Origin of the sequence: Qipengyuania nanhaisediminis (genome assembly GCF_045862805.1) — a bacterium.
GTDB classification, from domain to species: Bacteria; Pseudomonadota; Alphaproteobacteria; order Sphingomonadales; family Sphingomonadaceae; genus Erythrobacter; species Erythrobacter nanhaisediminis_A.
Genome location: NZ_AP025760.1, coordinates 2,564,308 through 2,587,283 on the forward strand (window position 1 = coordinate 2,564,308; position 22,976 = coordinate 2,587,283).

Below are 22,976 nucleotides of genomic sequence, written 5' to 3' on the forward strand. Positions count from 1 at the left end.
GGCGGCTTACATGGGGGGCATGGACGATCCGGCGAGCAGCAAGGAAGGCGAGAGCGAGGCAGCGGGCCTGCGCAAGATCATCCATGTCGACATGGATGCCTTTTTCGCCAGCGTCGAGCAGCGCGACAATCCCGAGCTGCGCGGGAAACCCGTCGCGGTGGGCGGGTCAGGCGGGCGCGGCGTGGTCGCGGCGGCAAGTTACGAGGCACGGCGCTTCGGGGTGAAAAGCGCCATGCCGTCTGTCACCGCGCGGCGGCTGTGTCCCGATCTCGTCTTCGTCAAAAGCCGGTTCGACGCCTATCGCGAAGCGAGCCAGCAGATCCGCGCGATCTTCCGCCATCATACAGAACTGGTCGAACCGCTGAGCCTCGACGAGGCCTATCTCGACGTGACCGAGGACCGGCTGGGCATTGGCAGCGCCACCCGCATCGCCGAACTGATCCGGCAGGAGATCCGCGCCAAGACCAGGCTCACCGCGAGCGCGGGGGTGTCCTACAACAAGTTCCTCGCCAAGATCGCCAGCGACCAGAACAAGCCCGACGGGATTTGCGTCATCCGTCCGGGGCAAGGCGCCGATTTCGTCGCGGGTCTGCCGATCCGCCGGTTTCACGGTGTCGGTCCGAAAGCCGAGGAAAAGATGAAACGGCTGGGCATCGAGACCGGCGCCGATCTGGCAGCCAGGGACATCGCGTTCCTGCGCGCCAATTTCGGCAGCTTTGCCGATTACCTCTATCGCGCCGCGCGCGGCATCGACCTCAGACCCGTGCGGTCGCACAGATTGCGCAAGTCGGTCGGCGGGGAGCGCACGTTCAGCGATGACATTTCGAGCGGGGCGGCGCTGCGCGACACGCTCGAGACCATCATAGATATCGTCTGGGAGCGGATCGAAAACGCGTCAAAGGGCGGGCGAGCGGTGCGTGGCCGCACGATCACCCTGAAGCTCAAATACACCGATTTCCAGATCATGTCGCGCGCGCGCTCGATTGCCACGCGCCAGGGTGAATGGATCGAGGACAAGCAGCATTTCGCCCGGCTCGCGCGCGAATTGCTCGAAGAGGTGCTGCCCTTGCCTATGCCGATCCGGCTGATGGGGCTGACCCTGTCCAATCTCGACCATGGCGAAGGCGAGACCGGTTCCGGCCAGAAAAGCGCCGAGGCAGCGCAGCTCTCGCTGCTCTAGACCGGGTTCATCGCGGCGGCATCACGCCAGGCCGCGATCCGGCGCCGCATGGTGGGGCCTAGTTCCTCGGGCAGACGGTCGGGCGGGAAAAAGCGCGCCGCGATCACCTCGCGCATGTCCGGTCGCGGCTCAGCGTCGCTCCTCGCGGCAAAGACATGGGCAGTGTGCGGCGCTCCTGAAATCACCTCTGCGAAATGGCTGACGAGGGTGAGTTGTCCGAGCGCAATGCCGACTTCTTCGAGCACTTCGCGCCGCGCGCACTGCGCCGGGTCCTCGCCCTCTTTGAGCCCCCCGCCCGGCAATCCCCAGACCGGAGGCCCGTAGGAATGGCGCAGCAAGAGGATCTCGCCCTCGCTGTTGGCGATGATGACGCTGACCCCCGCGATCGGCGGCTTGCGCCAGCACCGCCAGTAATGGCGCATCAGGTGGGCAAGCGGCATCAGCGCACGGTGAAGCCGGGCAGGCAGGACGCGCTCGATCACCGCGGGTCCATCAGGTGAAGCAGGTCACCGGGCGATGATGCCCGATATCGCGCGCCGCGAGCAGCCGCGCGACCGGCAGGTCGTTTTCGCCGCGCAAGGCCGCCTCGAAGAGTGCGCTCTTGTCCTCGCCGCGAATGACGAACAGCAATTCGTCGGTGCTGAGCAAAGCGGGCAATGTCAGTGTGACCCGGTCGAACGGCGCTTCGGGCGGAAGCGGGTCGGGCGTGATCCGGCGCAGCCACCGCTCGTCATCGACGCGTGGATCGGTATTGGGAAACAGCGAGGCGATATGCCCGTCGGTCCCCATGCCGAGCCAGACCAGCCGGTATCCGCCCGAGGGAAGCTGGCCGCTCGCTTCCATTTCGACCAGCGAGGCGAGTCTGGCTCCGACTGGCTCGAACAGTGCACGCAGCTTGCCGGCATTGCTCGCCGGGTGATCCTCGCTCACCACGCGGTCATCGGTCGGCTCGATCACCACGCGGCTCCAGTCGAGATCGCGCGTCACCAGGATCTCGCAGATCGGGAAAGGGGTCGAACCGCCCGGGAGCGCGATCGGCACGGTGCCGTCGGTCGTCTCCAGCGCGCGGGCGATCCGGATCGCGATCCAGTCGGCGATTGCGGCGTCATCGGCGCCGGGGCGCATGTCTACTCGGTCCATGGCCTCACCCTTAGCAAAGGGGCCGCTCCCGGCTACCCGGAAACGACCCCTCATGCCTGCGCTCGATTTGGTTATTTCAGCAGCGAGGACAGGAACCACACGCGTTCTTCGGCCATGTCGGTCCAGTCGTCGATCATGCCGTCGGTCGCATTGTCGCCCGCGGCCTCGGCGGTTTCCTTCATCGCCTTGAGCTTGTCGACCAGCTTCTGGTTGTCGTCACGCAGTTCGGCGATCATGTCCTCGGCGCTGAGCGATGCGTTGTCCTGATCTGCGATCTGGGTATTCTTCGCGATTGATCCGAGCGAGGTCAGCGTGTTGCCACCCAGCTTGCGCGCCCGTTCGCCGATCGCGTCGATCTGGTCGCGCACCTCGATCGCCTGATCGTCGAACAGCAGGTGGAGATCGCGAAAGCGCGGGCCGGTGACATGCCAGTGAAAATTCTTGGTCTTGATGTAGAGCGCGAAATGATCGGCCAGGAGTTCGTTGATCTCGCCGATCATCTGGGTGCGGGCATTGTCGTTTTGTGCGGGCATGTGTGATCCTCTTGATTTCGTGGGTCGAGGGCGCATGCGCACGGGCGCGCGCCCCTCTTCGTTCATTCAACCAACGGATGGCGGCGCAGGTTGTTTCAGGACATTTGCCATTCGCACTGATCGAGACAATCGATCACAGGAACACGTAGCGCGCGTTCAATCCGATCAGCAACGCGGCGAGGAACAGGCAGGTGGCCAGCGCCAGCCGCACCGCGCGCACCGGGAGTTGCTGGAGCTTGTGGAGGCCGAGCCACCATCCCAGCCAGGCCGCCCCCACCCCGCCCGCAGCGCCTCCGATCAGTGCGAAGCCGGGATAATGGGCGGCGGCGGCAAGCGCGAAGATCACGAAGCGCGGCGCATCCATCAACTGCCTCACGAACAGGACCGCACCGATCGCGACGAAGGACCGCGTGGGCTCCTTCATCGGCTTGACCGACACCTTCCACGCCAGCTCGATCGCCGAGAATCCGAGCGCGAAGGCGATCAGCATCTCGGCCGCACGCTGCGGCAGGAGACCGGCGACATAGGCACCGCCATAGGCCATGATCGCTGCGCTCAGCACGGCGGTGAAGGCGCCGGTGAACAGCAGCGGGGCCGAGCGTTCGAGCGCATCGGCAAACTGGGCAATGATCAATTGCTCCTTGCCGCCCAGCGCGATCGCGAAGGTGAGCAAAAGGCACAGGAGAAAGCTGTCCATGGCTCAGGTACCTAGCACGCGCGGCTCCACGGGCCATGGCCCGAAATGTCTTTTGGCGACGATGACTTGGAATGGAGCGGGTGAAGGGAATCGAACCCTCGTCTTAAGCTTGGGAAGCTTCTGCTCTACCATTGAGCTACACCCGCGACCGGCGGCGGCATCTGCATCGGCTTTCCGCCGAGGTCAACCGGTTTTGCGCCGTGTCCGCATTGCCTGATGCTCAGCCGCGCACGGATCTGGCAATGGCGATCGCCTCGCGCGCGAGCCTGGTGACCGTGTCGTAATCGCTGCTGGCAATCGCCTCCTTGGGTGTCAGCCAGCTCCCGCCGCAAGCGATCACGCTGGGAAGAGCGAGGAAATCGGCCAGATTGCCCGGCGAAACGCCTCCGGTCGGCATGAAACGCATTTCGCGAAACACGCTCGAAAACGCCTTGAGCATCGGCACCCCGCCGGCAAGGCTTGCGGGAAAGAACTTCACTTCGCGAAGGCCCAGCGCATAGGCGCGCTGCACTTCGCCCGCGGTCATGGTGCCAGGAAAGAAGGGGACGCCTTCATCGAGGCAAAAGCGCGCAATGTCATCGACAAGGCCGGGCGAGACGATGAACTGGGCGCCGCTATCGACCACGCGCCTCGCCTGGTCGAGCGTCAGCACCGTGCCCGCGCCCACGATCAGCCCCTCGGTCTCTGCGAGAATGGCTTCCATGCCTTTGAGCGCATTGTCGCTGCGCAGCACCACCTCGATCACACTAAGCCCGCCGTCCTTCAGCGCGTTCGCGGTTTTCACCGCCCTGCCGGCATCGTCTTCTCCAATCAACGGGACGACTGGTGCGGCGGCGAGACGCTGCGACAGATCGGTGCTCAAGATACTCTCCTGCGTGTTACGATATTGCGTTGTTTAGGCGATTGGCGCGCGGCTTCAATCGAAACCCGCAATCCGTCGCACTCGATGGCCAAAAAGGCGCGCGCTGCCCCTTGCCACGCGCGCGCCGTAGCGTCATTTGGGGCGCAACGAAATTCCCAGGAGTAACCCCTTCATGCGCCAGATCGATCACTTCCTCGTCGGCGATAGCCCCGCCCCCACCCGCAAGCACCAGGTCTGGAACCCCTCGACCGGCGAAGTCCAGGCCGAGGTCGCGCTCGGCGATGCCGCGCTGCTCGACCGTGCGGTTGAAACTGCCAAACAGGTCCAGCCCGGCTGGGCGGCGACCAATCCGCAAAAACGCGCGCGCGTGATGTTCCGCTTCAAGGAGCTGATCGAGGCGAACATGCAATCGCTCGCCGAACTGCTTGCCTCCGAACACGGCAAGGTTGTCGACGATGCCAAGGGCGACGTGCAGCGCGGGCTCGAAGTGATCGAATATGCCTGCGGGATCCCGCAGGTGATGAAAGGCGAATACACGCAGGGCGCAGGCCCGGGCATCGATGTCTACTCGATGCGCCAGCCGCTCGGCATCGGGGCGGGGATCACCCCGTTCAACTTCCCCGCAATGATCCCGATGTGGATGTTCGGCATGGCGTGTGCTGCGGGCAATGCCTTCATCCTCAAGCCCTCCGAGCGCGATCCCAGCGTCCCGGTCCGGCTCGCCGAACTGTTTGTCGAGGCCGGCGCGCCCGAGGGATTGCTCCAGGTCGTCCACGGCGACAAGGAGATGGTCGATGCGATCATCGATCACCCCGATATCCCCGCGATCAGCTTTGTCGGCTCGTCCGATATCGCGCATTACATCTACCATCGCGGCGCAGAGAACGGAAAGCGCGTCCAGGCCTTTGGCGGGGCGAAGAACCACGGCATCGTCATGCCCGATGCCGATCTCGACCAGGTGGTGAACGACCTTGCCGGCGCCGCATTCGGTTCGGCGGGCGAACGCTGCATGGCGCTGCCCGTGGTGGTGCCCGTGGGCGAGGACACTGCTGACCGGCTGCGCGAAAAGCTGATCCCGGCGATCAACGCGCTGCGCATCGGCGTCTCGACCGATCCGGACGCGCATTACGGCCCGGTGGTCACGCCCGAGCACAAGGCGCGGATCGAGCAATGGATCACCACCGCCGAGGAAGAGGGCGCCGAGATCGTCGTCGACGGTCGCGGCTTCACCTTGCAGGGACACGAGGACGGCTTCTTTGTCGGCCCGACCCTGATCGACCGCGTCACCCCGCAGATGAAGAGCTACCAGGAAGAGATTTTCGGCCCCGTCCTCCAGATTGTGCGCGCCGACGATTTCGAGGACGCGGTGCGCCTTCCCAGCGAACACCAATATGGCAACGGTGTCGCGATCTTCACCCGCAACGGCCACGCCGCGCGCGAATTTGCCGCGCGCGTCAACGTCGGCATGGTCGGGATCAACGTGCCGATCCCGGTACCGGTGAGCTATCACAGCTTCGGCGGGTGGAAGCGTTCGGGCTTTGGCGATATCGACCAGTACGGGACCGAGGGGCTCAAGTTCTGGACCAAGAACAAGAAGGTCACCCAGCGCTGGCCCGATGGCGGCGGCGACGGCTCGAACGCCTTCGTCATCCCGACCATGGGGTGATGACGATGCGCGGCGCCTTTCCCCTGCTGGCGGCTTTCGCGCTTGCGGCCTGCGGCAGCGAGCCTGCGACCAATGCGCCCGAGCCGGCTCCGGTCGAAACCGCGATCCCCGTCGAGCCCGATGGCGGCATCGGCGATGGCGCGGGGCCGCCGGACAGGCTCGACACCGCGCTCGCCAACCGCATCCCCACCCGCTTTCACGGCGTGTGGGACCATGTCGAGGGAAGCTGCGATGCGGCATCCGACCTGCGCATGGAGATCAGCGGGAACGAGATCCTGTTCTACGAATCGATCGGCACCGTGACCGGTGCTGCGCCAGACGGCGATGCCGTGATCGTGACTCTCGCCATGGAAGGCGAAGGCGAGACCTGGGAGCAGAAGACTCGTCTCGCACTGGTCGGCGAAGGCGAGAGCCAGCGGCTCGAGACGTCCGATGGCGATCTGCCGCGCACGCCCGACGACTATCCGAGCAAGAGGTGCCCTGCGTGAAATTCCTCCTCCTCTCCGCGACCAGCACCGCGATGACGCTCCTTGCAAGCTGCGCTCCCGCCGACCTTCCCAAGGGTGGCCTGAGCGTCAGCCATCCCGAGGGTGATGGCACCTGCGATGCCGAACCGGCGCAGACCTTCATCGGGACGCGGGCGAATGACGCGCTAGCCAGCGAGATTCTCGCGGAAACCGGGTCGCGCACCTTGCGCTGGGCCGGACCGGACACCGCGCTGACCATGGATTATCGCACGGACCGCGTGACCGTGTCCTATGACGAGCACGGCAAGATCACCCGGATCGCCTGCGGATGAGCGCGGCGCCCGACACCCGGCAGCGCGCCAGTTCGGGCAGCCCTTTCGAGAAAAAATTCGGGTTTTGCCGTGCGGTGCGCGTCGAGAATGCGGGGAATAACCGCATCATCGTTGCCGGCACCGGCCCGATCGAGTCCGACGGAACCACCACCCCCGGCGATGCCGCGGCGCAGGCTGAGCGGTGCTGCGCGCTGATCCTCGCGGCGATAACCGAACTCGGCGGGAGCGCGCGGGACGTGGTTCGCACCCGGATGCTGCTGACCGACCCGGCTGACCAGGACGCGGTCGGCGCGGTCCATGCGCGCTGGTTCGGACAAGCTCGTCCCGCGGCAACCATGTGCGGCGTTGCCTGGCTTTGCCGGCCCGAATGGAAAGTCGAGATCGAAGCCGAGGCGGTCCTAGCAAGCTGACTGCCTCGCAAGCCTTCCCCTAGCCAGAATCACGGGCTAATGGCCTCCTCATGAACGGACAATTTCAACTCACCGAAGACCAGCTCGCGATCCAGGAAATGGCGCGGCGGTTCACAGCAGACAACATCACGCCGCATGCCGGAGAATGGGACGAGACAGCGCATTTCCCGCGCGACGTGATCCAGTCCACCGGCGAGCTCGGCTTTGGCGCGATCTACGTTTCGGAAGAATCTGGAGGCATCGCATTGGGCCGGCTCGAAGCGGCGCTGATCATGGAAGCCATGGCCTATGGCTGCCCTGCGACATCGGCCTATATCTCGATCCACAACATGGCCGCCTGGATGATCGACCGTTTCGGCGGCGACACGGTAAAGCAGAAATTCCTTCCCGACCTCGTCACGCTCGACAAGATCGCCAGCTATGCGCTGACCGAGCCGGGTTCGGGTTCGGACGCGGCGGGCCTCAAGACCACCGCGAAAAGGGACGGCGACCATTACGTCCTCAACGGCACCAAGCAGTTCATTTCGGGCAGCGGTTTCAACGATGTCTATGTCACCATGGTCCGCACCGGCGAGCACAAGTCGAAAGGCATTTCGTGCCTCGTTGTCGAAAAGGACACGCCCGGCGTCAGCTTCGGCAAGCCCGAAAAGAAGCTCGGCTGGAATGCCAGCCCCACCGCGCAGCTGATCTTCGAGGATGCGCGTGTCCCGGCGGAAAACCTCGTCGGCGCGGAAGGCGATGGCTTCCGCTTTGCGATGATGGGACTCGATGGCGGGCGGCTTAATATCGGGGCGTGCTCGCTCGGCGGCGCTCAGCGCTGCCTCGACGAGGCGGTCGCCTACACCAAGGAGCGCAAGCAGTTCGGGCAACCGATCGCCGATTTCCAGAACACCCAGTTCATGCTCGCCGACATGGCGACCGAGCTCGAGGCGGCGCGCGCACTGCTCTATCTCGCCGCGGCCAAGGTGACCGAAAACGCGCCAGACAAGTCGCGTTTTTCTGCCATGGCCAAACGGCTCGCCACCGATAGCGGTTCGAACGTCGTCAACAACGCGCTGCAATTGTTCGGCGGCTATGGCTATCTCAAGGAATATCCGATCGAACGCTTCTGGCGCGATCTGCGCGTCCATTCGATCCTCGAAGGCACCAACCAGGTCATGCGCATGATCGTTGGCCGCGACCTGTTGCGCCAGTAAGGAGCCAGAGTGATGAACCGCGACACCGCCGCTCCGCCGCAAGACGCTCCCAGCGAAAGCCCCGCCATGACCGAAGATGTCATCATCCGCACCGACGGCCCCGTCGGCCGCATCTCGCTCAACCGCCCCAAGGCGCTTCACGCGCTCACGCTCGACATGTGCCACGCGATGAGCGCGGCCCTGAGCCAGTGGGCGAAAGACGATACAATCGAGGCGGTGATCATCGACCACCACGAAGGCCGCGGCTTTTGCGCTGGCGGCGACATCGCCTTCCTGCGCAATTCGGCGCTCAACGACAACGGCATTTCGGGCCGCAAATTCTTCCACGACGAATACCAGCTCAACCACCAGCTGTTCACTTTCGAAAAGCCGATCGTCGCCTTCATGGACGGGGTGACAATGGGCGGCGGCGTGGGCATTTCGCAGCCGTGCAAGTATCGCGTCGCAACCGAGAACACGCGCTTTGCCATGCCCGAGACCGGGATCGGCCTGTTCCCCGATGTCGGCGGCGGCTGGTATCTCTCGCGGCTCGGCGGCAGGCTGGGGCAATTCCTGGCGCTGACCGGGGCGCGGCTCGACGGGGCAGAGGCGCTGTGGGCGGGCCTTGCCACCCATTACGTGCCGCACGACCTGCTCGAGGATATCAAGGCGCGCATCATCGAGCGTCCGGGCCGGATTTCGGGCATCCTGTCCGAACCCGTAGGCACGCCTCCGCCCGCGCGGATCGAGGCCAACGCGCTCAAGATCGCCAAGCATTTTGCCTCCGACCGGTTCGAAGACATTCTCGCCAGCCTCGAAAAGGCCGCCGATGACGGCGATGACTGGGCGGCCAAGGAACGCGACACGCTCGGCACCAAGAGCCCGCAGACCTGCAAGGTCGCGCTTCGCCAGCTGGCAATTTCCAGCGACCTGCCGACCTTTGCCGAGAACATGCGCATGGAATATCGCATCGCCAGCCGCGTGCTGACCCGCCCCGATTTTGCCGAGGGCGTGCGCGCTGTGATTGTCGACAAGACCGGCGATCCCAAATGGAATCCGCCGACCCCCGAAGAGGTGAGCGATGAGCTGATCGATCAGATATTCGCCCCGCTGCCCGAAAACGAGGAATGGACCCCGCTCCCATGAATTACGAGACCATCACCGCCGAAAAGAACGCCTCGGGCAACAACGGCGTCACCCTGATTACGCTTGACCGTCCCAAGGCGCTCAACGCGCTGAATTCCAAGGTGCTCGAGGAGCTGATCGACGCCTTTGCCGATTACAGCAGCGATGACAGCCAGCTTTGCGCGGTGCTAACCGGTTCGGGCGAGAAAGCCTTTGCCGCGGGCGCCGACATCAAGGAAATGAGCGAGAAGGCCGCGGCCGATTTCTATCTCGACGATTTCTTTTCGCCGTGGACCAGCGAGATCGTCAAGAAGACCCGCAAGCCGTGGATCGCCGCGGTCAACGGCTTTGCGCTGGGCGGCGGATGCGAGCTTGCGATGATGGCCGATTTCATCATCGCCAGCGACAATGCCAAGTTCGGCCAGCCCGAAATCAAGCTCGGCGTTGCGCCGGGCATGGGCGGGTCGCAGCGGCTCACCCGCGCGATCGGCAAGTCAAAGGCCATGGAAATGTGCCTGACCGGCCGGATGATGGACGCCGAGGAAGCCGAACGCGCCAATCTGGTGGTGCGCGTTGTGCCGCAGGCCGACCTGCTCGCCGACGCCCTCAAGACCGCCGCGACCATCGCCAGCATGCCGCCCATGGCCGCGATCGCGAACAAGGAAATGGTCAATGCGGCCTTCGAAAGCACGCTCGACCAGGGGCTGGTGATGGAACGCCGCATCTTCCAGATCCTCGCCGCGTCCGAGGACAAGGCCGAGGGCATGGCAGCCTTCATCGAGAAGCGCGAGGGCCAGTGGAAGGGGAGATAATCCTCAAGGGCGGTGGAGTGATCGGGTTCGGGGCGCTGTTCCTCTGGCTCGGCTTCACCGGCTGGAAGGCGCGCCGCGAGGAGCGCATAAACTTGATCGAAAAGGCAATCCTCGAGGTTGCGGGCGAGGATGAACCGCTGCCCCTCTCGCGCCTCGATCGGGCGATGGCTTATATACAGCCGATTTTGATGCTAATTTTCGGGCCCTTGATGATCCTGACCGGGATCGCGATCCTCGGCCTGTTGGGAGACTGAAATGAAAATCGCCTTCATCGGCCTCGGAAACATGGGCGGCGGGATGGCCGCCAACCTCGCCAAGGCGGGTCACGAGGTGCGCGCCTTCGACCTCAGCCGCGCCGCGCTCGATACCGCGCGCGAGAATGGCTGCGAGGCGTTCGACGATGCCAAGCAAGCGGTCGACGGGGTCAAGGCGGTGGTCTCGATGTTGCCCAATGGCCAGATCGTCAAGGCGGTCTATGAGAACGACGTGATCGGGCACGCGCCCAAGGGCGCGGTGCTGCTCGACTGCTCGACCATCGATGTCGCCACCGCGCGCGAGGTCATCGGCCTTGCCGAGGAGGCGGGCTACGACATGGTCGATGCGCCGGTCTCGGGCGGGATCGCGGCGGCCAATGGCGGCACGCTCACCTTCATGGTCGGCGGAACCGGCACCGCGTTCACTCGCGCCGAACCGATCCTCGATTGCATGGGCAAGGCGGTGATCCATGCCGGCGATGCGGGCAACGGCCAGGCCGCCAAGATCTGCAACAACATGCTGCTCGCGATCCACATGATCGGCACCTGCGAAGCCTTCAGGATGGCCGAAAAGCTCGGCCTCGATGCGCAGACCTTCTACGACATCTCGAGCGTTTCGAGCGGGCAGAACTGGTCGATGACGAGCTATTGCCCGGTCCCGGGCGTGGGCCCGCAAAGCCCGTCGGACAACGATTACCAGGGCGGCTTTGCCTCGGCACTGATGCTCAAGGACCTGAAGCTCGCAATGGAAGCCGCCGGAACGGCGGGCGCATCGACGCCTCTCGGCAAGCACGCCCAGGAAATCTACGAAGCCTTTGCCAAGGACAATGGCGGGCTCGATTTCTCGGGGATCATCAAGACGCTCTGATCGTGGCGATCACCTGGTCGAGCCATTGGCGCGGGGCCTTGCGCCGGCCTATGTCGGCGACGAATTCTTGTCCGCGCGCGACCGAGCGCAGCCTGCCTCCCGGCAGCCACCTGTCCTCGCGGTCGTGATAGGACAACCCGCCGCGCTTCAGCCATGGCGGGCGTCGCCACAGGCTAGGCGGCCCCCCGGAAACGGTCAGCCGCAATCCCGGGACCGCGCGGCTTGCTGCCCGTCCCTCGCCGCGCCAGATCACGTCATTGGCGCTATGCATGCCGAGCGCGTGCGGGTGCTTGAGCGCGACGAGTTCTCCCGGAATGCCGTCTGACAACGCGCATGTCTCTGCCACTTCGAGATAGCCGAAGATGCGGTGATGCGGTTCGCCCGTTTCTTCCTCTGCAAACAGGCCGAAGAACACGAAGACATCGCCCACGGTGACGCCCTGGCGCTCTAAATGTGTTTGCGCGGCGGCGTGCTGGCCGAAGACGCAGGTGCCATCCTCGCAGAACATGGGGTCGTGGTGGCAGGCATCGCCTCCCGACAACCTGCCCCGGCTCGCCTTCGCCGCGTGTTCGCCGAGGCCGAGATCGCCATAGGTCGTCGCGCTCGCGGTTCCTGCGGGGATTGGCAGGCTGATCGGCCGCCCGCCGACGATCGGCGATGGTCCGCCGCCCGCACTGCTGTCGAACCCCTTGCGTGAAAAGACAATTCGCATGGCCGCCCGTCTGGACCGCGCGTGCGCCGCGCACAAGGCCGGCGTGCCAATCGCTTTGCGCGGGGGACGGAATGCGGCTAAGGCCGCGCCCATGGCTCAGGAAAACAAGGTCACCGCGCTGATCATGGCCGGCAAGAGGTCGGGCGCGCTCGACCCGCTCGCCGCGCGCGCGGGCGTTTCGCAGAAAAGCGTGGTCCCTGTCCTTGGCATCCCGATGATCGAGAGGGTCGCGGCCGCCGTCGCCGCCTGCGAGCGGGTCGGCACCATTCGCATCGTCGCGCATGACAGCGGCGAAATCGCGATCCTGCCCACGATTTCCCGGCTTATCGATGAAGGCCGACTGACCTTCGCAGACGGCGCCTTCAACATCGTCGACAGCGTGTTTTCAGGGGCCGAGGGAGCCGAGTTCCCGCTGCTCATCACCACCGCCGACAATTGCCTCGTGACCCCGGAAGGCTACACCGAGTTCATCGACAAGTGCATCGCGGCAGGCGCTGGCGGTGCCGCCGGCCTCGCGCGCAAGGAAGACGTGATCGCCGCCGACCCGGTCGGGCAAAAGCGTTTCTACGAATTCGCCGATGGCGGATATTCGAACTGCAACATGTACTGGATCGCAAACCGCAAGGCGCTCGGCGCGGCCGAGATCATGCGCGGTGGCGGGCAGTTCATGAAATTCCCCATGCGGATCGTGAAGGCGTTCGGGCTCATGAACCTGATCCGCTTCCGGCTCGGCAACGGGTCCAAGGACAAACTGTTCGAAAAGGTTTCCCGACGCTTCGGCTTCAGCCTCGTCCCGATCGAATTGTCGAACGGCGAATTTGCCATCGATGTCGATGAGGAACGCTCCTTCGGCGTGACCGAGAAGCTGCTGCGGCAGCGCGAGGCCGCCTGACGGCACGCCGCGCATGAAGCGCCTCTTCACCAATATGGGCTGGCTGCTCGGCGGACGCGGATTCAACGCGGTGATGAGCCTCGTCTATCTCTATCTCGCCACCCACACCCTGGGGATCGAGCACTTCGGCTACTTCGCGCTGATCGTGGCGCTCGGCCAGGCGATCACGGGGCTGGCCAATTTCCAGACCTGGCAGTTCATCGTGCGCTGGGGCGCGGCCGGCGAGGCCGGGCTCGGTCGCAATTTGCGCGATGCCACCGGGTTCGCGATCGCGCTCGACCTCTTGTCGGTGGTGATGGGCACGATCGTCGCCGCGCTGGTGACATGGACAGCGCAGTCGTGGCTGCCGCTGCCCGACGATCTGCTGTGGCTGACCTTCGGCTATTGCGTGGTCTCGTTGCTCTCGATCCGCACCACGCCTACCGGCCTCCTGCGCCTGCGGTTCAAGTTTGCGACTGCCACCGCCGCCGAAGCGGTGCAGCCCGCGATCCGGGTGACCGGCGCGGTGCTCGCGGTCCTGTTCATGCCAAATGTCACCGGCTTCATCCTGGCCTGGGCGGCATCGGAGATCGCGGTTGCCGCCGCCTTGTGGGTGGCGGCGGCGCGGCTCCACCCTATCGACCTGTCGCATACCAGTCTTCGCCGGATACCCGCGCAGCACCCCGATGCCTGGCGTTTCGTGTGGTCGACCAACATGTCGGGCAGCCTGACAATCGCGGGCAAGCAGGTGATGATCCTCCTGGTGGGCACTTTCGGGGGCGCGGCTCTCGCCGGTGGCTTCCGTGTCGCCGCACAGCTCGGCCAGGCGCTGGTGAGCCTTGCCCAGACGGTCTCAAAGGCGATCTTCCCAGAACTCGTCCACGCCAAGGACAACGCGCTGGTGATGGCGCGGCGAATGGCCAATATCGCGCTGCTGGCAGGCGTGATCGCAGTGCTGGTTGCGCTGCTTTTCGGCCGCTGGGCGCTCGAGATGATCGCGCAGGAAGATTTCAGCGCCTATTACTGGGCGATGGTGATCCTCTCGATCGCCGGCGCGATCGAACTTATCGGGGCGAGCCTGGAATCGCTGCTGGTGTCAGCGGGACGCGCCCTCACCGCCTTCACCGTGCGCGCGATCCCGACCGTGCTTGCGCTCGTACTGCTCGACACCGCGATCGACTGGAACGGTGCCAAGGGCGCGGCCTTCGCCGTGCTCGGATCGAGCGCGCTGGCGGTGATCGGTTTCTACGTCGCGATCCTCAACCTCCAGCAGATCCGCCTCGATATCTCCGAGGAAGACCGCGCCAGGGCGCCCGAACCCGACCCCAGCGAACGCTGAGGCGCGGCGGGCCTATTCCTCGGTCCAGTTCAGCCGCGGCTTGCGCGCCGCAGCGGTTTCATCGAGCCGGCGGCGCGGGGCGTAATAGGGCGCTTTCTTGAGGCTCTCGTCACCCGCCCGCGCGCGCTCGGCAAGGCTGCGGAAGGCGGTGATGAATTCGTCGATGGCCGCCTTGCTCTCGGTCTCGGTCGGCTCGACCAGCATCGCGCCGTGGACCACCAGCGGAAAATAGACCGTCATCGGGTGATAGCCTTCATCGATCAGCCCCTTGGCAAGATCGAGCGTCGAGAGCCCGTTCTCGAACTGCCTGTCGCCGAACAGCGCCTCGTGCATGCACGGCCCGCTTTCGGCGAAGGGGGCGTGGAGCACGTCTTCCATGCAGCGCAGGATGTAATTGGCGTTGAGCACCGCGTCCTCGGCGACCTGTTTCAGCCCGTCGGCGCCGTGGCTGAGCATGTAGGTCAGCGCGCGGGTGAACATGCCCATTTGGCCGTGAAACGCGGTCATCCGGCCAAAGCTCTCGCCCCGGCTTTCCTCGCGCTCCTCTTCCTCGACCAGGGTGAAACTGCCATCCTCCTCGGCGCGCACGAAGGGCAGCGGGGCGAACGGCGCGAGCGCTTCGGAAAAGACCACCGGGCCGGAACCCGGGCCGCCGCCGCCATGCGGGGTGGAAAAGGTCTTGTGCAGGTTGATGTGCATCGCATCGACGCCGAGATCGCCCGGGCGCACCTTGCCCACGATGGCGTTGAAATTGGCCCCGTCGCAATAGACATAGCCGCCCGCTTCGTGGACCGCGTCTGCGATCTCGCGGAAGTCCTTCTCGAACAGTCCGCAGGTATTGGGGTTGGTGATCATGACGCCCGCGACATCGGGCCCGAGCCGCGCCTTGAGCGCTTCGAGATCGACCCGGCCCTCGGGCGTGGCGGGAATGTCCTCGACCCGGTAATTGGCAAAGGCGGCGGTGGCCGGATTGGTGCCATGCGCGCTTTCGGGCACCAGCACCACTTCGCGCGCATCGCCGCGTGCCTCGTGCGCAGCGCGAATTGCGAGGATGCCGCACAATTCGCCGTGCGCGCCCGCCTTGGGGCTCATCGCGACCGCGGGCATGCCGGTAAGCTTGCACAGCCAGTTGCCCAGCTGGTCGATCACCTCGAGCGCGCCCTGAACGCTCTGTTGCGGGGCGAGCGGGTGGATATCGGCAAAGCCGGGAAGCCGCGCGACCTTTTCGTTGAGGCGCGGATTGTGCTTCATCGTGCAGCTGCCGAGCGGGAAGAAGCCGAGATCGATCCCGTAATTCTGGCGGCTGAGCCGCGTGTAATGGCGCACGGTTTCCGGTTCGGTGAGGCCGACCAGCCCGATCGGTTCGCTGCGCTCGAGACCGCCGAGACGCGTGAGGGCACCGGCATCCACTTCGGGCAGGTCGACGCCGGTGACATCTGAATGGCCGATCTCGAACAACAAAGGTTCCTCGAGCATCAGCGCGCGGTTGCCGGTGGTGGTCTCGGGACCGTTGTGCATGCCGTCATCGGGCTGCATCTCGGGCTTCCATCCTGACTTGTTGGGGGCGTTCATTGCACGGCCTCCTTCACGAGAGCCTCGAGCTCGGTTGCGAGCGTCTCGATATCGGCATCGGTGGTTGTCTCGGTCACCGCGACCAGCAGCGCCTGCTGAAGCGCCTCGACCCCCGGATAGAGCCGCCCGAGCGACACTCCGCCGAGCACGCCGCGATCTGCAAGAGCGCGCACCACGTCGCGCGCGGGCCTGCCGTCTAACATCAGCGTGAACTCGTTGAAGAAGGCGTTGTTGAGCACCGTCACACCCGGGACCTGCGCCAGCCGGTCGGCCGCCTTGCAGGCCAGGCGGTGGTTTTCGGCTGCCAGCTCGCGCAGCCCCTTTTCGCCCAGCAGCGTCATGTGAACGCTGAAGGCGAGCGCGCACAGCCCGGAATTGGTGCAGATGTTGCTCGTCGCCTTTTCGCGGCGGATATGCTGTTCGCGGGTCGAGAGCGTGAGGACGAAGCCGCGCTTGCCCTCGGCATCGGTGGTCTCGCCGCACAGCCGCCCGGGCATCTGGCGCACATGCTTGGGATCGCGGACCGCGAACAGGCCGAGATAAGGCCCGCCGAAATTGAGCCCGACTCCGATCGACTGTCCCTCGCCCACGACTATATCTGCGCCCATGTCGCCCGGCGCGCGGATTGCGCCCAGAGCCACCGGCTCGGTGTTGACCACCACCAGCAACGCGCCCTTTTCGTGCGCGGCATCGGCGATGGCCGACAGGTCGCTGACCCGGCCGAGAATGTCGGGATATTGGACCACCACGCAGGCGGTGTCCTCGTCGATCCGGCTGGTGAGCCCGGCGATGTCGGGTTCGGCCTGGATCGCGGGCCGCGCATCGGCGATGATGTCGCCGGTGAACTTGGCCATGGTCCGCACCACCTCGCTGTAATGCGGGTGAAGCGCGCCCGACAGCACCGCGCGCTTCTTCTTGGTCACGCGGGTCGCCATCGCCACCGCTTCCCAGCACGCGGTCGAGCCATCGTAGAGCGAAGCGTTCGCCACCGCGCAGCCATAAAGCCGCGCGACCTGGGTCTGGAACTCGAACAGCATCTGCAAAGTGCCCTGCGCGATCTCGGGCTGGTAGGGGGTGTAGGCGGTCAGGAACTCGCCGCGCTGGATGATGTGATCGACGCTGGCCGGGATGTGGTGGCGATAGGCCCCGGCGCCGAGAAAGAACGGACGGCCCTCTGCCGCCAGGTTCTTCGCCGCCAGCGCCTTCATGTGCCGCTCGACCGCCATTTCGGATGCGTGCATCGGCAGATCGCGGATCGGCCCGTCGAGCCGCGCGATCTCGGGCACGTCGACGAACAGGTCGTCGATGCTGTCAGCGCCGATCCTGGCGAGCATTTCGCTGCGATCGGTGTCGGTCAGGGGGAGGTAACGCATCGATTTGTCTCCAGCAGCCCGCTTTTTCGACTAACGGGTCAGGGTCTTGCGCCAGTTACGCAGCCGGTCGCGGCCGGGATGAACGGTTCAGAGATTCTCGACGAAGGCCTTGTAGGCCTTGTCGTCCATCAGGCCTTCGAGTTCGGACTTGTCGCCGATGGTCATGCGGAAGAACCAGCCGTCTTCCTCCGGCGAGGAATTGACCAGCGCCGGTTCGTCTTCGAGCGCGGAATTGCCCTCGGTCACTTCGCCGCTGATCGGCGCGTAAACATCGCTTGCCGCCTTGACGCTCTCGACCACCGCAGCATCGCCGCCCTTGTCGAGCATGGCCCCGACATCGGGCAGTTCGACGAAGACGATGTCGCCCAATTGCTCCTGCGCGTAGTCGGTGATGCCGACCGTGGCGCTGTCGCCCTCGACGTCGATCCATTCGTGTTCATCGGTGAAATAACGCGGCATTGATCAATTCCCCCTGAAATAGCGGTGCGGGACAAACGGCATGGGTGTGACTTTGGCGGGGAGCCGCTTCTTGCGGACCTCGCAATTGAGCTCGGTGCCCTCGTCGGCATGGGCAATATCGACATAGGCCATCGCGATCGGGCAGCCGAGCGTGGGCGAAAAGCCGCCCGAAGTGACGGTGCCGACCTTTTCGTCGCCGGCATAGACTTCGGCGCCTTCGCGTGCGGGCATGCGGCCATCGAGCGTGAGGCCTACGCGCTTTTGCACGGGGCCATCATCAAGCACGCGCATGACCGGACCATGGCCCATGTAACCGCCGGCTTCGCGGCGCTTTTTCGAAAGCGCGAAGGTGAGGTCGGCGCTGACCGGGTCGGTTTCGGTCGAGATATCGTGGCCGTGCAGGGGCAGGCCGGCTTCGAGGCGCAGGCTGTCGCGCGCTCCAAGTCCCGCAGGGCGCACGCGTGCATCGGCAACCAGCGCCGCGGCGAGCTTTTCGGCGTGTTCGCCGGGCACCGCGATCTCGAACCCGTCCTCTCCGGTATAACCCGCGCGCGCGATCCACAGCGGCACCCCGTCCCAATCGTGATAGAACGCGGTCATGAAGGTCAGTTCGGCGCTTTCGGGCACGAGGTCGGCGAGCACTTCTCCCGCCTTGGGTCCCTGGAGCGCGACCAGCGCGTTCTCGGCATGGTGCGTCAGCGTGATCTCGTCGGGCAGGTGTTCGCGCAGATGGGCGATATCGTCCCACTTGCACGCGCCATTGACGACGAGACCATAGGCCTGGCCGGCATTGGTCACCATCAGGTCGTCGATGATCCCGCCGTGCTCGTCGAGCAGGAAGGAATAGCGCATCCGCCCCGGCTTGAGGCTGGCAATCGCGCCCGGAAGCACCGCCTCAAGCGCCTGTGCGGCGGCCTCCATATCGCCATCGGGACCGCTGACAGAGAGCTGGCCCATGTGGCTGACATCGAACAGGCTTGCGCTGTTGCGGGTCCATTCGTGCTCGGCAACGATGCCGCCGCCTTCGCCGGTATACTGGATCGGCATCTCATAGCCCGCGAAAGGCACCATGCGCGCGCCATGTTCGCGGTGCCACGCATCGAGCGGCAGCTTTTCGAGCGGCAGGTCTTCAAGGATGTCTTCGTCGCTCACGTCTCGTTCCCCGAACAGGTGTCGTACGCCTCGGTCAAGAAGCGTGGTTCCTGCCCCCTCTGTCGGGAAAACCTGAGAGCTTAGCGACGGGCTGCCCTGACATGCAGCGGCCCGCGCCTTCCCCTTCGGTGGCGACACGCACAAGTGGCGGGCCGCTCTTTCCAGAGTGCCTGTTCTCGCGCGGTCCTTCTGCCTGAGAGTTTCCGGGGCGGTTGCTCCTTCGGCGCCGTATTGCATGGCTGCAATCCAGTCTCTCCCGCAAGAGACGCCGGAATCGCTCCCGGCAGGCACACCCCGTCTTGCCGAAGCGCGAAGGCGCGTCAATCGGGCGCGGACGCGCGATACAAGATTCTGGAGAAAAAAGCGCCGCCGCCTGGCCACGCGCGCAATTTTAGCAGTCGCCGGCTTTCAACATGTAATGCGCCCCGTCACCCTCGGTCACGTGAACCGTGGCGCACCAGCCATCGCCGACATTGGTGCGCAAGGTCGAAAGCACGTGCCGTTCGCCCGCGGCGATGCTGGTATTGCCGGCATGGCGCGCGCGCGATGCGCCCACCAGTTCGATCTCGTAGCGGACCTGCTGAGTGACCTGCGAATGGGCGACGAGCTCGATCTCCACCCTCTCGCCCGCCTCGTTGACTTCGAGCGAAAGCGCCCGCGCGGCCTGCGAGGCCGAGCCCGAAGCAGCCGATGCGCTCACCAGGGCGACCGAAGCAAGTCCGGCAATTCGACCAATTTTCTTGCGCATGGCATCGGCTCCCTAATTGCCGCCCAGTTGCTGGACGATTGCGGCGACGAGCGCCTGGGTTTCCTGCGACAGGTCCTCGGCACCGTCGCCCTCTTCATCGGTCGCCGCGGCTTCGCCGAGCGAGGGATTGGAGAGCGCGACCGAGGCGATCACTTGGTTCGAGAAATTGCTGCTGTCGCGATCATTGCCGGCCAGCCGGTTGATCGCCGCCTCGAGCGTGGCGACCCGGTCGCTGTCGAGGCCGCCGCCGAGGATCCGGTCCTCGGCCGATGCGCCGCGCGGACGGGCAAATTCTGCCGAACGGGTCTCGATCCGGCCATCGCACAGCGCCTTGATCGCGGGAATGTTGCTCGCCTGGTCGCAGATATCGGTCCCCTCCACCGCTTCGAGCAGGACCTGGCGCTCGCCTTCGGAAAGCTGGGCCAGCGCCCGGGCCGAATCGCCGTCGGAAAGCTGATCGACCACGCGCGCCCCTTCGCCTTGCGAGACCTGCGCCACTGCGTTTTCACGCGCGTTTTCGCGCACGAGCTGGTCCTGGCGCGCGGCTGCGGCACGGGCGCGTGCCACGCTTTCGGGCGTGATTTCGTCGGGAAAATAGACTTTCGAGGACGCATCGCGGACCTGTTCGGCCCCGCTCTCGGGCCGGGCCTGGGTGCGGGGAGCCTGTTCGACGAAGACCGCTCCGCTCTCGGCGCGATCGTCCAGGTTTGCCTGGGCAATGGCAGGACCGGGCGCCTGGACAAGACCGAGCGTGGCCAGGGCCAGAACCGGTGCCGATATGCGCATGGACCAGATCATCGCCGCCCGCTGCCCGTCAGTTGCTTTGAGTGATGATAAGCGGCGGCCCGGCGCCATTCTGCGTGATCCCGAGATCGGGCAGACCGGTGCCGTTCTGCGACCAGACCAGCCGGTTGCCGTTTCCGGTCTGGATCGCGGTCATCGTGTTGTCATCACCGTTCTGCGACAGCAGGGCCTGGTTGTCCGACCCGTCCTGCATCAGCGTCGCGCTGTTGTTGAGGCCGTTCTGCGCCACGGCGCCGATCGTACCTGCCCCGCCAAGATCGTTCTGCTGGATGAGAGCCTGGTTGTCCGTGCCCAGCTGGTCGAGCGTGAGCGAGGTCGATCCGCTGCCGGACTGGGTGATCGAGGCGCTGTTGTCATCGCCGTCCTGATCGATCTCGGCCGAGTGCAGGCCGCCATCGTCCTGGTCTACGGAAACCGAGTTGCGATCCCCGTCCTGATCGATCCGGGCAGTCTGGCCGTTATCGGTCTGGTTGATCTGGGCCTGGTTGTCCACGCCGACCTGGTCGACGAAGACCCCGGTGGTCTGCGCCGCGGCCGGCCCCGCGAGGAGCACGGCGGCGATCACGCCGGTCGTGATATGAGCAAATGTGCGCATCAGAACAAATTCTCCAGTCTCTTGCCCGTCTTATAGCCTGTTTCGGGCGGGCAGGCGAGGATTTGCATCCGAACCCGCCCGAATGGTCGTTCGCGTCGCCTACGTCCCCTGTGTCACGGTCACCGTATTGCCGGTGCCGCTCTGAGTCACGGACGACGTGCTGTCGTCGAACTGGGTGACGGTGGCGGTGTTCAAGCTGCCTTCCTGGTCGATCGTGCTGGTGGCACCGTCACCGTCCTGGAGGACGGTTGCGGTGTTGAGACCGCCTGCTGCGAGCAGGTTCTGCGTGATCTCGCTCGAATTGCCGGAGCCGTTCTGGGTGACGCTGGCGATATTGCCGTCCGCCCCGGCCCCGGCCATACCTACGAAGCCCTGGTCGATCGCGCTGAAATTGTCATCGCCAGCGCCCTGGATCACATCGGCGTCGCTGTTGTCGCTGTTCTGGAAGACCAGCGACTGGCTGTTCGTGCCGCTCTGCGAGACGTTGGCATCGCTGTTCGATCCGCCGAAATCGCCCTGGATGACATCGCTGCCATTGCCGTTGCCGACCTGGTCGACGAAGGCGGTCTGAGTAGCGCCGCCCTGCACGATCAACGAGTTCATCGAGCCGCCATCCTGCAAGGAGGTCGCGCTGGAATCGTTCGCGCCTCCCACCGTGCCGCCGAAAGCCGACGTGTCGCCCTGGACGATGAAGGAGAAATTGCCGGAACTACCCGACTGGGTGATGGATGCGACATTGGCGGTGGCGGGCGGGCCGTCGACGGTGTCGCCGGTCTGGACGATCCCCGCATTGGCGCCGGTCGTCCCCGCATTCTGCGTGATGGTGGCATTGTCCCCGCGCGCCTGGTCAACCTGTTCGACCGTGGCGAAGCCGCCCGCGCCGTCCTGGGTGACGGTGGCTAAGTTGTTGCCGTCATTGGCCCCGGCATTGCGGCCATCTTGGAAGATCAGGGTGTCGTTGTCGGTGCCAGTCTGGGAAATCGTGGCGGTCTGGCCGTTCGGCCCAACATCGTCCTGGAACACGTCGGAGAAGTTGTCCGAACCCGATTGGTCGAGCGTGGTCAAATTGCTCCGGCCGCGCTGGTCGATGAACGAAAATCCGCCATCCCCGCTCTGAGTGACGATCGCGGTCTGGTCGCGATTGCGCTGGACGATGTCGGAAGAATTGTCCGATCCGGTCTGCATCACGTCGGCATCGAGATTGCCGTCATTGGTGCCGCCGCCCGTGTCGAACTGGGTGATGATCGAGCTGTGACCATCGCCCGTCTGCATCACGTCGGCGGTGAAATTGCTCGCGGTGACATTGGAAGTCGTTTGCGAAATGTCCGAGGCGCTGGCCCCGGCTTGCAGCACATTGGCTGCCAGCATCCCCGAATTGTCTCCGCCCGCGCTCTGGCTGATCACCGAATCGCCGCCGCCCGACTGGCTGACATCGGCGGTCAGGTCGCCCGCGCCCACGCCCGGGGTTTCCTGACTGATGTTCGAGATGTTGTTGTCGGGATCCTGGTCGACAATCGCGGTCTGGTCGTCGCCGTCCTGATCGACATCAGACACGTTCCCGGTGCCGGTCTGGTCGACAGTGACCGTGTTGTTAGTGCCGCTCGATGAGACGACCGAGCAATTTCCGGTGACGCCGACACATTCAGGAGGAACGGTGGCCTGTCCAAGAACCGGGCTTGCTGCGGTAAGCGCCAGTACAGAAGCGCTCGCGAAAATCGTCTTGTTCATCATCTTTACCTCGCTTTGCGTCCGAGCGACCTGGCGGACGAGATAATCGGGGGGACCTGGCTGATAAAAACCGCCGGGCGAGCCCCCCGCTCGCCCGGCAGC

At 65.0% G+C, this 22,976-nt stretch carries 26 protein-coding genes, 1 tRNA gene and 1 riboswitch; of the genes, 12 read left to right on the forward strand and 15 right to left on the reverse strand.

The genetic code is table 11. The annotated features are described in order from the left end of the window. Positions 1 to 10: 10 nt before the first annotated feature. Positions 11 to 1,180, forward strand: coding sequence for a DNA polymerase IV (dinB, locus tag ACKTSM_RS12460; protein ID WP_407876372.1), 1,170 nt, complete (start codon positions 11 to 13; stop codon positions 1,178 to 1,180). Here the strand turns inward: dinB and ACKTSM_RS12465 are convergent. From ACKTSM_RS12465 to eda, 6 genes are all read right to left on the reverse strand, one after another. Then, entirely contained in the window at positions 1,177 to 1,662 is a 486-nt protein-coding gene (locus ACKTSM_RS12465; protein WP_407874969.1) for an NUDIX domain-containing protein, read from the reverse strand. The two genes, dinB and ACKTSM_RS12465, sit on opposite strands and share 4 nt — an antisense overlap. A gap of 10 nt (positions 1,663 to 1,672) precedes the next feature. Continuing rightward, positions 1,673 to 2,320: a 6-phosphogluconolactonase gene (locus ACKTSM_RS12470; protein WP_407874970.1), complete on the reverse strand. Its 648-nt coding sequence runs from the start codon at positions 2,318 to 2,320 to the stop codon at positions 1,673 to 1,675. A 71-nt stretch (positions 2,321 to 2,391) separates the two neighbouring features. Beyond that, on the reverse strand, positions 2,392 to 2,853 hold the full coding sequence (locus tag ACKTSM_RS12475) for a Dps family protein (protein WP_407874971.1): 462 nt from the start codon (positions 2,851 to 2,853) through the stop codon (positions 2,392 to 2,394). Positions 2,854 to 2,986: 133 nt separating this feature from the next. Continuing rightward, positions 2,987 to 3,550 (reverse strand): hypothetical protein, encoded by a 564-nt coding sequence (locus tag ACKTSM_RS12480; RefSeq protein WP_407874972.1) that lies wholly within the window; start codon positions 3,548 to 3,550, stop codon positions 2,987 to 2,989. Positions 3,551 to 3,622: 72 nt separating this feature from the next. Continuing rightward, positions 3,623 to 3,696 (reverse strand) — tRNA-Gly (locus ACKTSM_RS12485). Positions 3,697 to 3,770: 74 nt separating this feature from the next. Next, on the reverse strand, positions 3,771 to 4,412 hold the full coding sequence (gene eda, locus ACKTSM_RS12490; protein WP_407874973.1) for a bifunctional 4-hydroxy-2-oxoglutarate aldolase/2-dehydro-3-deoxy-phosphogluconate aldolase: 642 nt from the start codon (positions 4,410 to 4,412) through the stop codon (positions 3,771 to 3,773). A 172-nt stretch (positions 4,413 to 4,584) separates the two neighbouring features. On the opposite strand from eda, the gene ACKTSM_RS12495 reads away from it, so the two are divergent. From ACKTSM_RS12495 to mmsB, 9 genes are all read left to right on the forward strand, one after another. Then, positions 4,585 to 6,078, forward strand: a complete 1,494-nt coding sequence (locus ACKTSM_RS12495) for a CoA-acylating methylmalonate-semialdehyde dehydrogenase (protein WP_407874974.1) — start codon at positions 4,585 to 4,587, stop codon at positions 6,076 to 6,078. Continuing rightward, a complete protein-coding gene (locus tag ACKTSM_RS12500; RefSeq protein ID WP_407874975.1) occupies positions 6,078 to 6,566 on the forward strand; it encodes a hypothetical protein in 489 nt (162 codons plus the stop codon). The genes ACKTSM_RS12495 and ACKTSM_RS12500 overlap by 1 nt, the downstream gene beginning before the upstream one ends. Beyond that, complete coding sequence (locus ACKTSM_RS12505) at positions 6,563 to 6,877, forward strand: I78 family peptidase inhibitor (RefSeq protein ID WP_407874976.1); 315 nt, start codon at positions 6,563 to 6,565, stop codon at positions 6,875 to 6,877. Before ACKTSM_RS12500 ends, ACKTSM_RS12505 begins: the two co-directional genes overlap by 4 nt. Further along, positions 6,874 to 7,287, forward strand: coding sequence for a RidA family protein (locus tag ACKTSM_RS12510; RefSeq protein WP_407874977.1), 414 nt, complete (start codon positions 6,874 to 6,876; stop codon positions 7,285 to 7,287). The genes ACKTSM_RS12505 and ACKTSM_RS12510 overlap by 4 nt, the downstream gene beginning before the upstream one ends. Before the next feature lie 50 nt (positions 7,288 to 7,337). Beyond that, the gene (locus tag ACKTSM_RS12515) at positions 7,338 to 8,483 is read left to right on the forward strand and encodes an acyl-CoA dehydrogenase family protein (RefSeq protein ID WP_407874978.1); all 1,146 of its coding nucleotides are present in this window, start codon (positions 7,338 to 7,340) and stop codon (positions 8,481 to 8,483) included. Positions 8,484 to 8,549: 66 nt separating this feature from the next. After that, on the forward strand, positions 8,550 to 9,608 hold the full coding sequence (locus ACKTSM_RS12520; protein ID WP_407876373.1) for an enoyl-CoA hydratase/isomerase family protein: 1,059 nt from the start codon (positions 8,550 to 8,552) through the stop codon (positions 9,606 to 9,608). Continuing rightward, a complete protein-coding gene (locus ACKTSM_RS12525) occupies positions 9,605 to 10,399 on the forward strand; it encodes an enoyl-CoA hydratase-related protein (RefSeq protein WP_407874979.1) in 795 nt (264 codons plus the stop codon). The genes ACKTSM_RS12520 and ACKTSM_RS12525 overlap by 4 nt, the downstream gene beginning before the upstream one ends. Then, complete coding sequence (locus ACKTSM_RS12530) at positions 10,384 to 10,653, forward strand: hypothetical protein (RefSeq protein WP_407874980.1); 270 nt, start codon at positions 10,384 to 10,386, stop codon at positions 10,651 to 10,653. Before ACKTSM_RS12525 ends, ACKTSM_RS12530 begins: the two co-directional genes overlap by 16 nt. A 1-nt stretch (position 10,654) precedes the next feature. After that, entirely contained in the window at positions 10,655 to 11,521 is an 867-nt protein-coding gene (gene mmsB, locus ACKTSM_RS12535; RefSeq protein WP_407874981.1) for a 3-hydroxyisobutyrate dehydrogenase, read from the forward strand. Here the strand turns inward: mmsB and ACKTSM_RS12540 are convergent. Continuing rightward, entirely contained in the window at positions 11,508 to 12,233 is a 726-nt protein-coding gene (locus tag ACKTSM_RS12540) for a hypothetical protein (protein ID WP_407874982.1), read from the reverse strand. The genes mmsB and ACKTSM_RS12540 overlap by 14 nt on opposite strands. A gap of 91 nt (positions 12,234 to 12,324) precedes the next feature. On the opposite strand from ACKTSM_RS12540, the gene ACKTSM_RS12545 reads away from it, so the two are divergent. Together ACKTSM_RS12545 and ACKTSM_RS12550 are read left to right on the forward strand one after the other, a co-directional pair. Next, the gene (locus tag ACKTSM_RS12545) at positions 12,325 to 13,125 is read left to right on the forward strand and encodes a hypothetical protein (RefSeq protein WP_407874983.1); all 801 of its coding nucleotides are present in this window, start codon (positions 12,325 to 12,327) and stop codon (positions 13,123 to 13,125) included. Between the two features lie 13 nt (positions 13,126 to 13,138). Beyond that, positions 13,139 to 14,443, forward strand: a complete 1,305-nt coding sequence (locus tag ACKTSM_RS12550) for a lipopolysaccharide biosynthesis protein (RefSeq protein WP_407874984.1) — start codon at positions 13,139 to 13,141, stop codon at positions 14,441 to 14,443. A gap of 12 nt (positions 14,444 to 14,455) precedes the next feature. Here ACKTSM_RS12550 and gcvPB read toward each other — a convergent pair whose 3' ends face one another. From gcvPB to ACKTSM_RS12590, 8 genes are all read right to left on the reverse strand, one after another. Continuing rightward, complete coding sequence (gene gcvPB / locus ACKTSM_RS12555; protein WP_407874985.1) at positions 14,456 to 16,015, reverse strand: aminomethyl-transferring glycine dehydrogenase subunit GcvPB; 1,560 nt, start codon at positions 16,013 to 16,015, stop codon at positions 14,456 to 14,458. Next, complete coding sequence (gcvPA, locus tag ACKTSM_RS12560; protein ID WP_407874986.1) at positions 16,012 to 17,388, reverse strand: aminomethyl-transferring glycine dehydrogenase subunit GcvPA; 1,377 nt, start codon at positions 17,386 to 17,388, stop codon at positions 16,012 to 16,014. Before gcvPA ends, gcvPB begins: the two co-directional genes overlap by 4 nt. A gap of 87 nt (positions 17,389 to 17,475) precedes the next feature. Further along, positions 17,476 to 17,847: a glycine cleavage system protein GcvH gene (gene gcvH, locus ACKTSM_RS12565; RefSeq protein ID WP_407874987.1), complete on the reverse strand. Its 372-nt coding sequence runs from the start codon at positions 17,845 to 17,847 to the stop codon at positions 17,476 to 17,478. A gap of 3 nt (positions 17,848 to 17,850) precedes the next feature. Continuing rightward, positions 17,851 to 18,999 carry a glycine cleavage system aminomethyltransferase GcvT gene (gene gcvT, locus ACKTSM_RS12570; protein WP_407874988.1) on the reverse strand — a complete coding sequence of 383 codons (1,149 nt, stop codon included), beginning with the start codon at positions 18,997 to 18,999 and terminating at the stop codon, positions 17,851 to 17,853. A gap of 171 nt (positions 19,000 to 19,170) precedes the next feature. Then, positions 19,171 to 19,268, reverse strand: a riboswitch (glycine riboswitch). Between the two features lie 122 nt (positions 19,269 to 19,390). Then, positions 19,391 to 19,747: a curli-like amyloid fiber formation chaperone CsgH gene (gene csgH / locus ACKTSM_RS12575; protein WP_407874989.1), complete on the reverse strand. Its 357-nt coding sequence runs from the start codon at positions 19,745 to 19,747 to the stop codon at positions 19,391 to 19,393. Between the two features lie 12 nt (positions 19,748 to 19,759). After that, positions 19,760 to 20,545, reverse strand: coding sequence for a hypothetical protein (locus ACKTSM_RS12580; protein WP_407874990.1), 786 nt, complete (start codon positions 20,543 to 20,545; stop codon positions 19,760 to 19,762). A gap of 16 nt (positions 20,546 to 20,561) precedes the next feature. After that, the gene (locus ACKTSM_RS12585; protein WP_407874991.1) at positions 20,562 to 21,146 is read right to left on the reverse strand and encodes a hypothetical protein; all 585 of its coding nucleotides are present in this window, start codon (positions 21,144 to 21,146) and stop codon (positions 20,562 to 20,564) included. A gap of 99 nt (positions 21,147 to 21,245) precedes the next feature. Next, positions 21,246 to 22,877, reverse strand: a complete 1,632-nt coding sequence (locus ACKTSM_RS12590; RefSeq protein ID WP_407874992.1) for a beta strand repeat-containing protein — start codon at positions 22,875 to 22,877, stop codon at positions 21,246 to 21,248. Between the last annotated feature and the right edge of the window lie 99 nt (positions 22,878 to 22,976).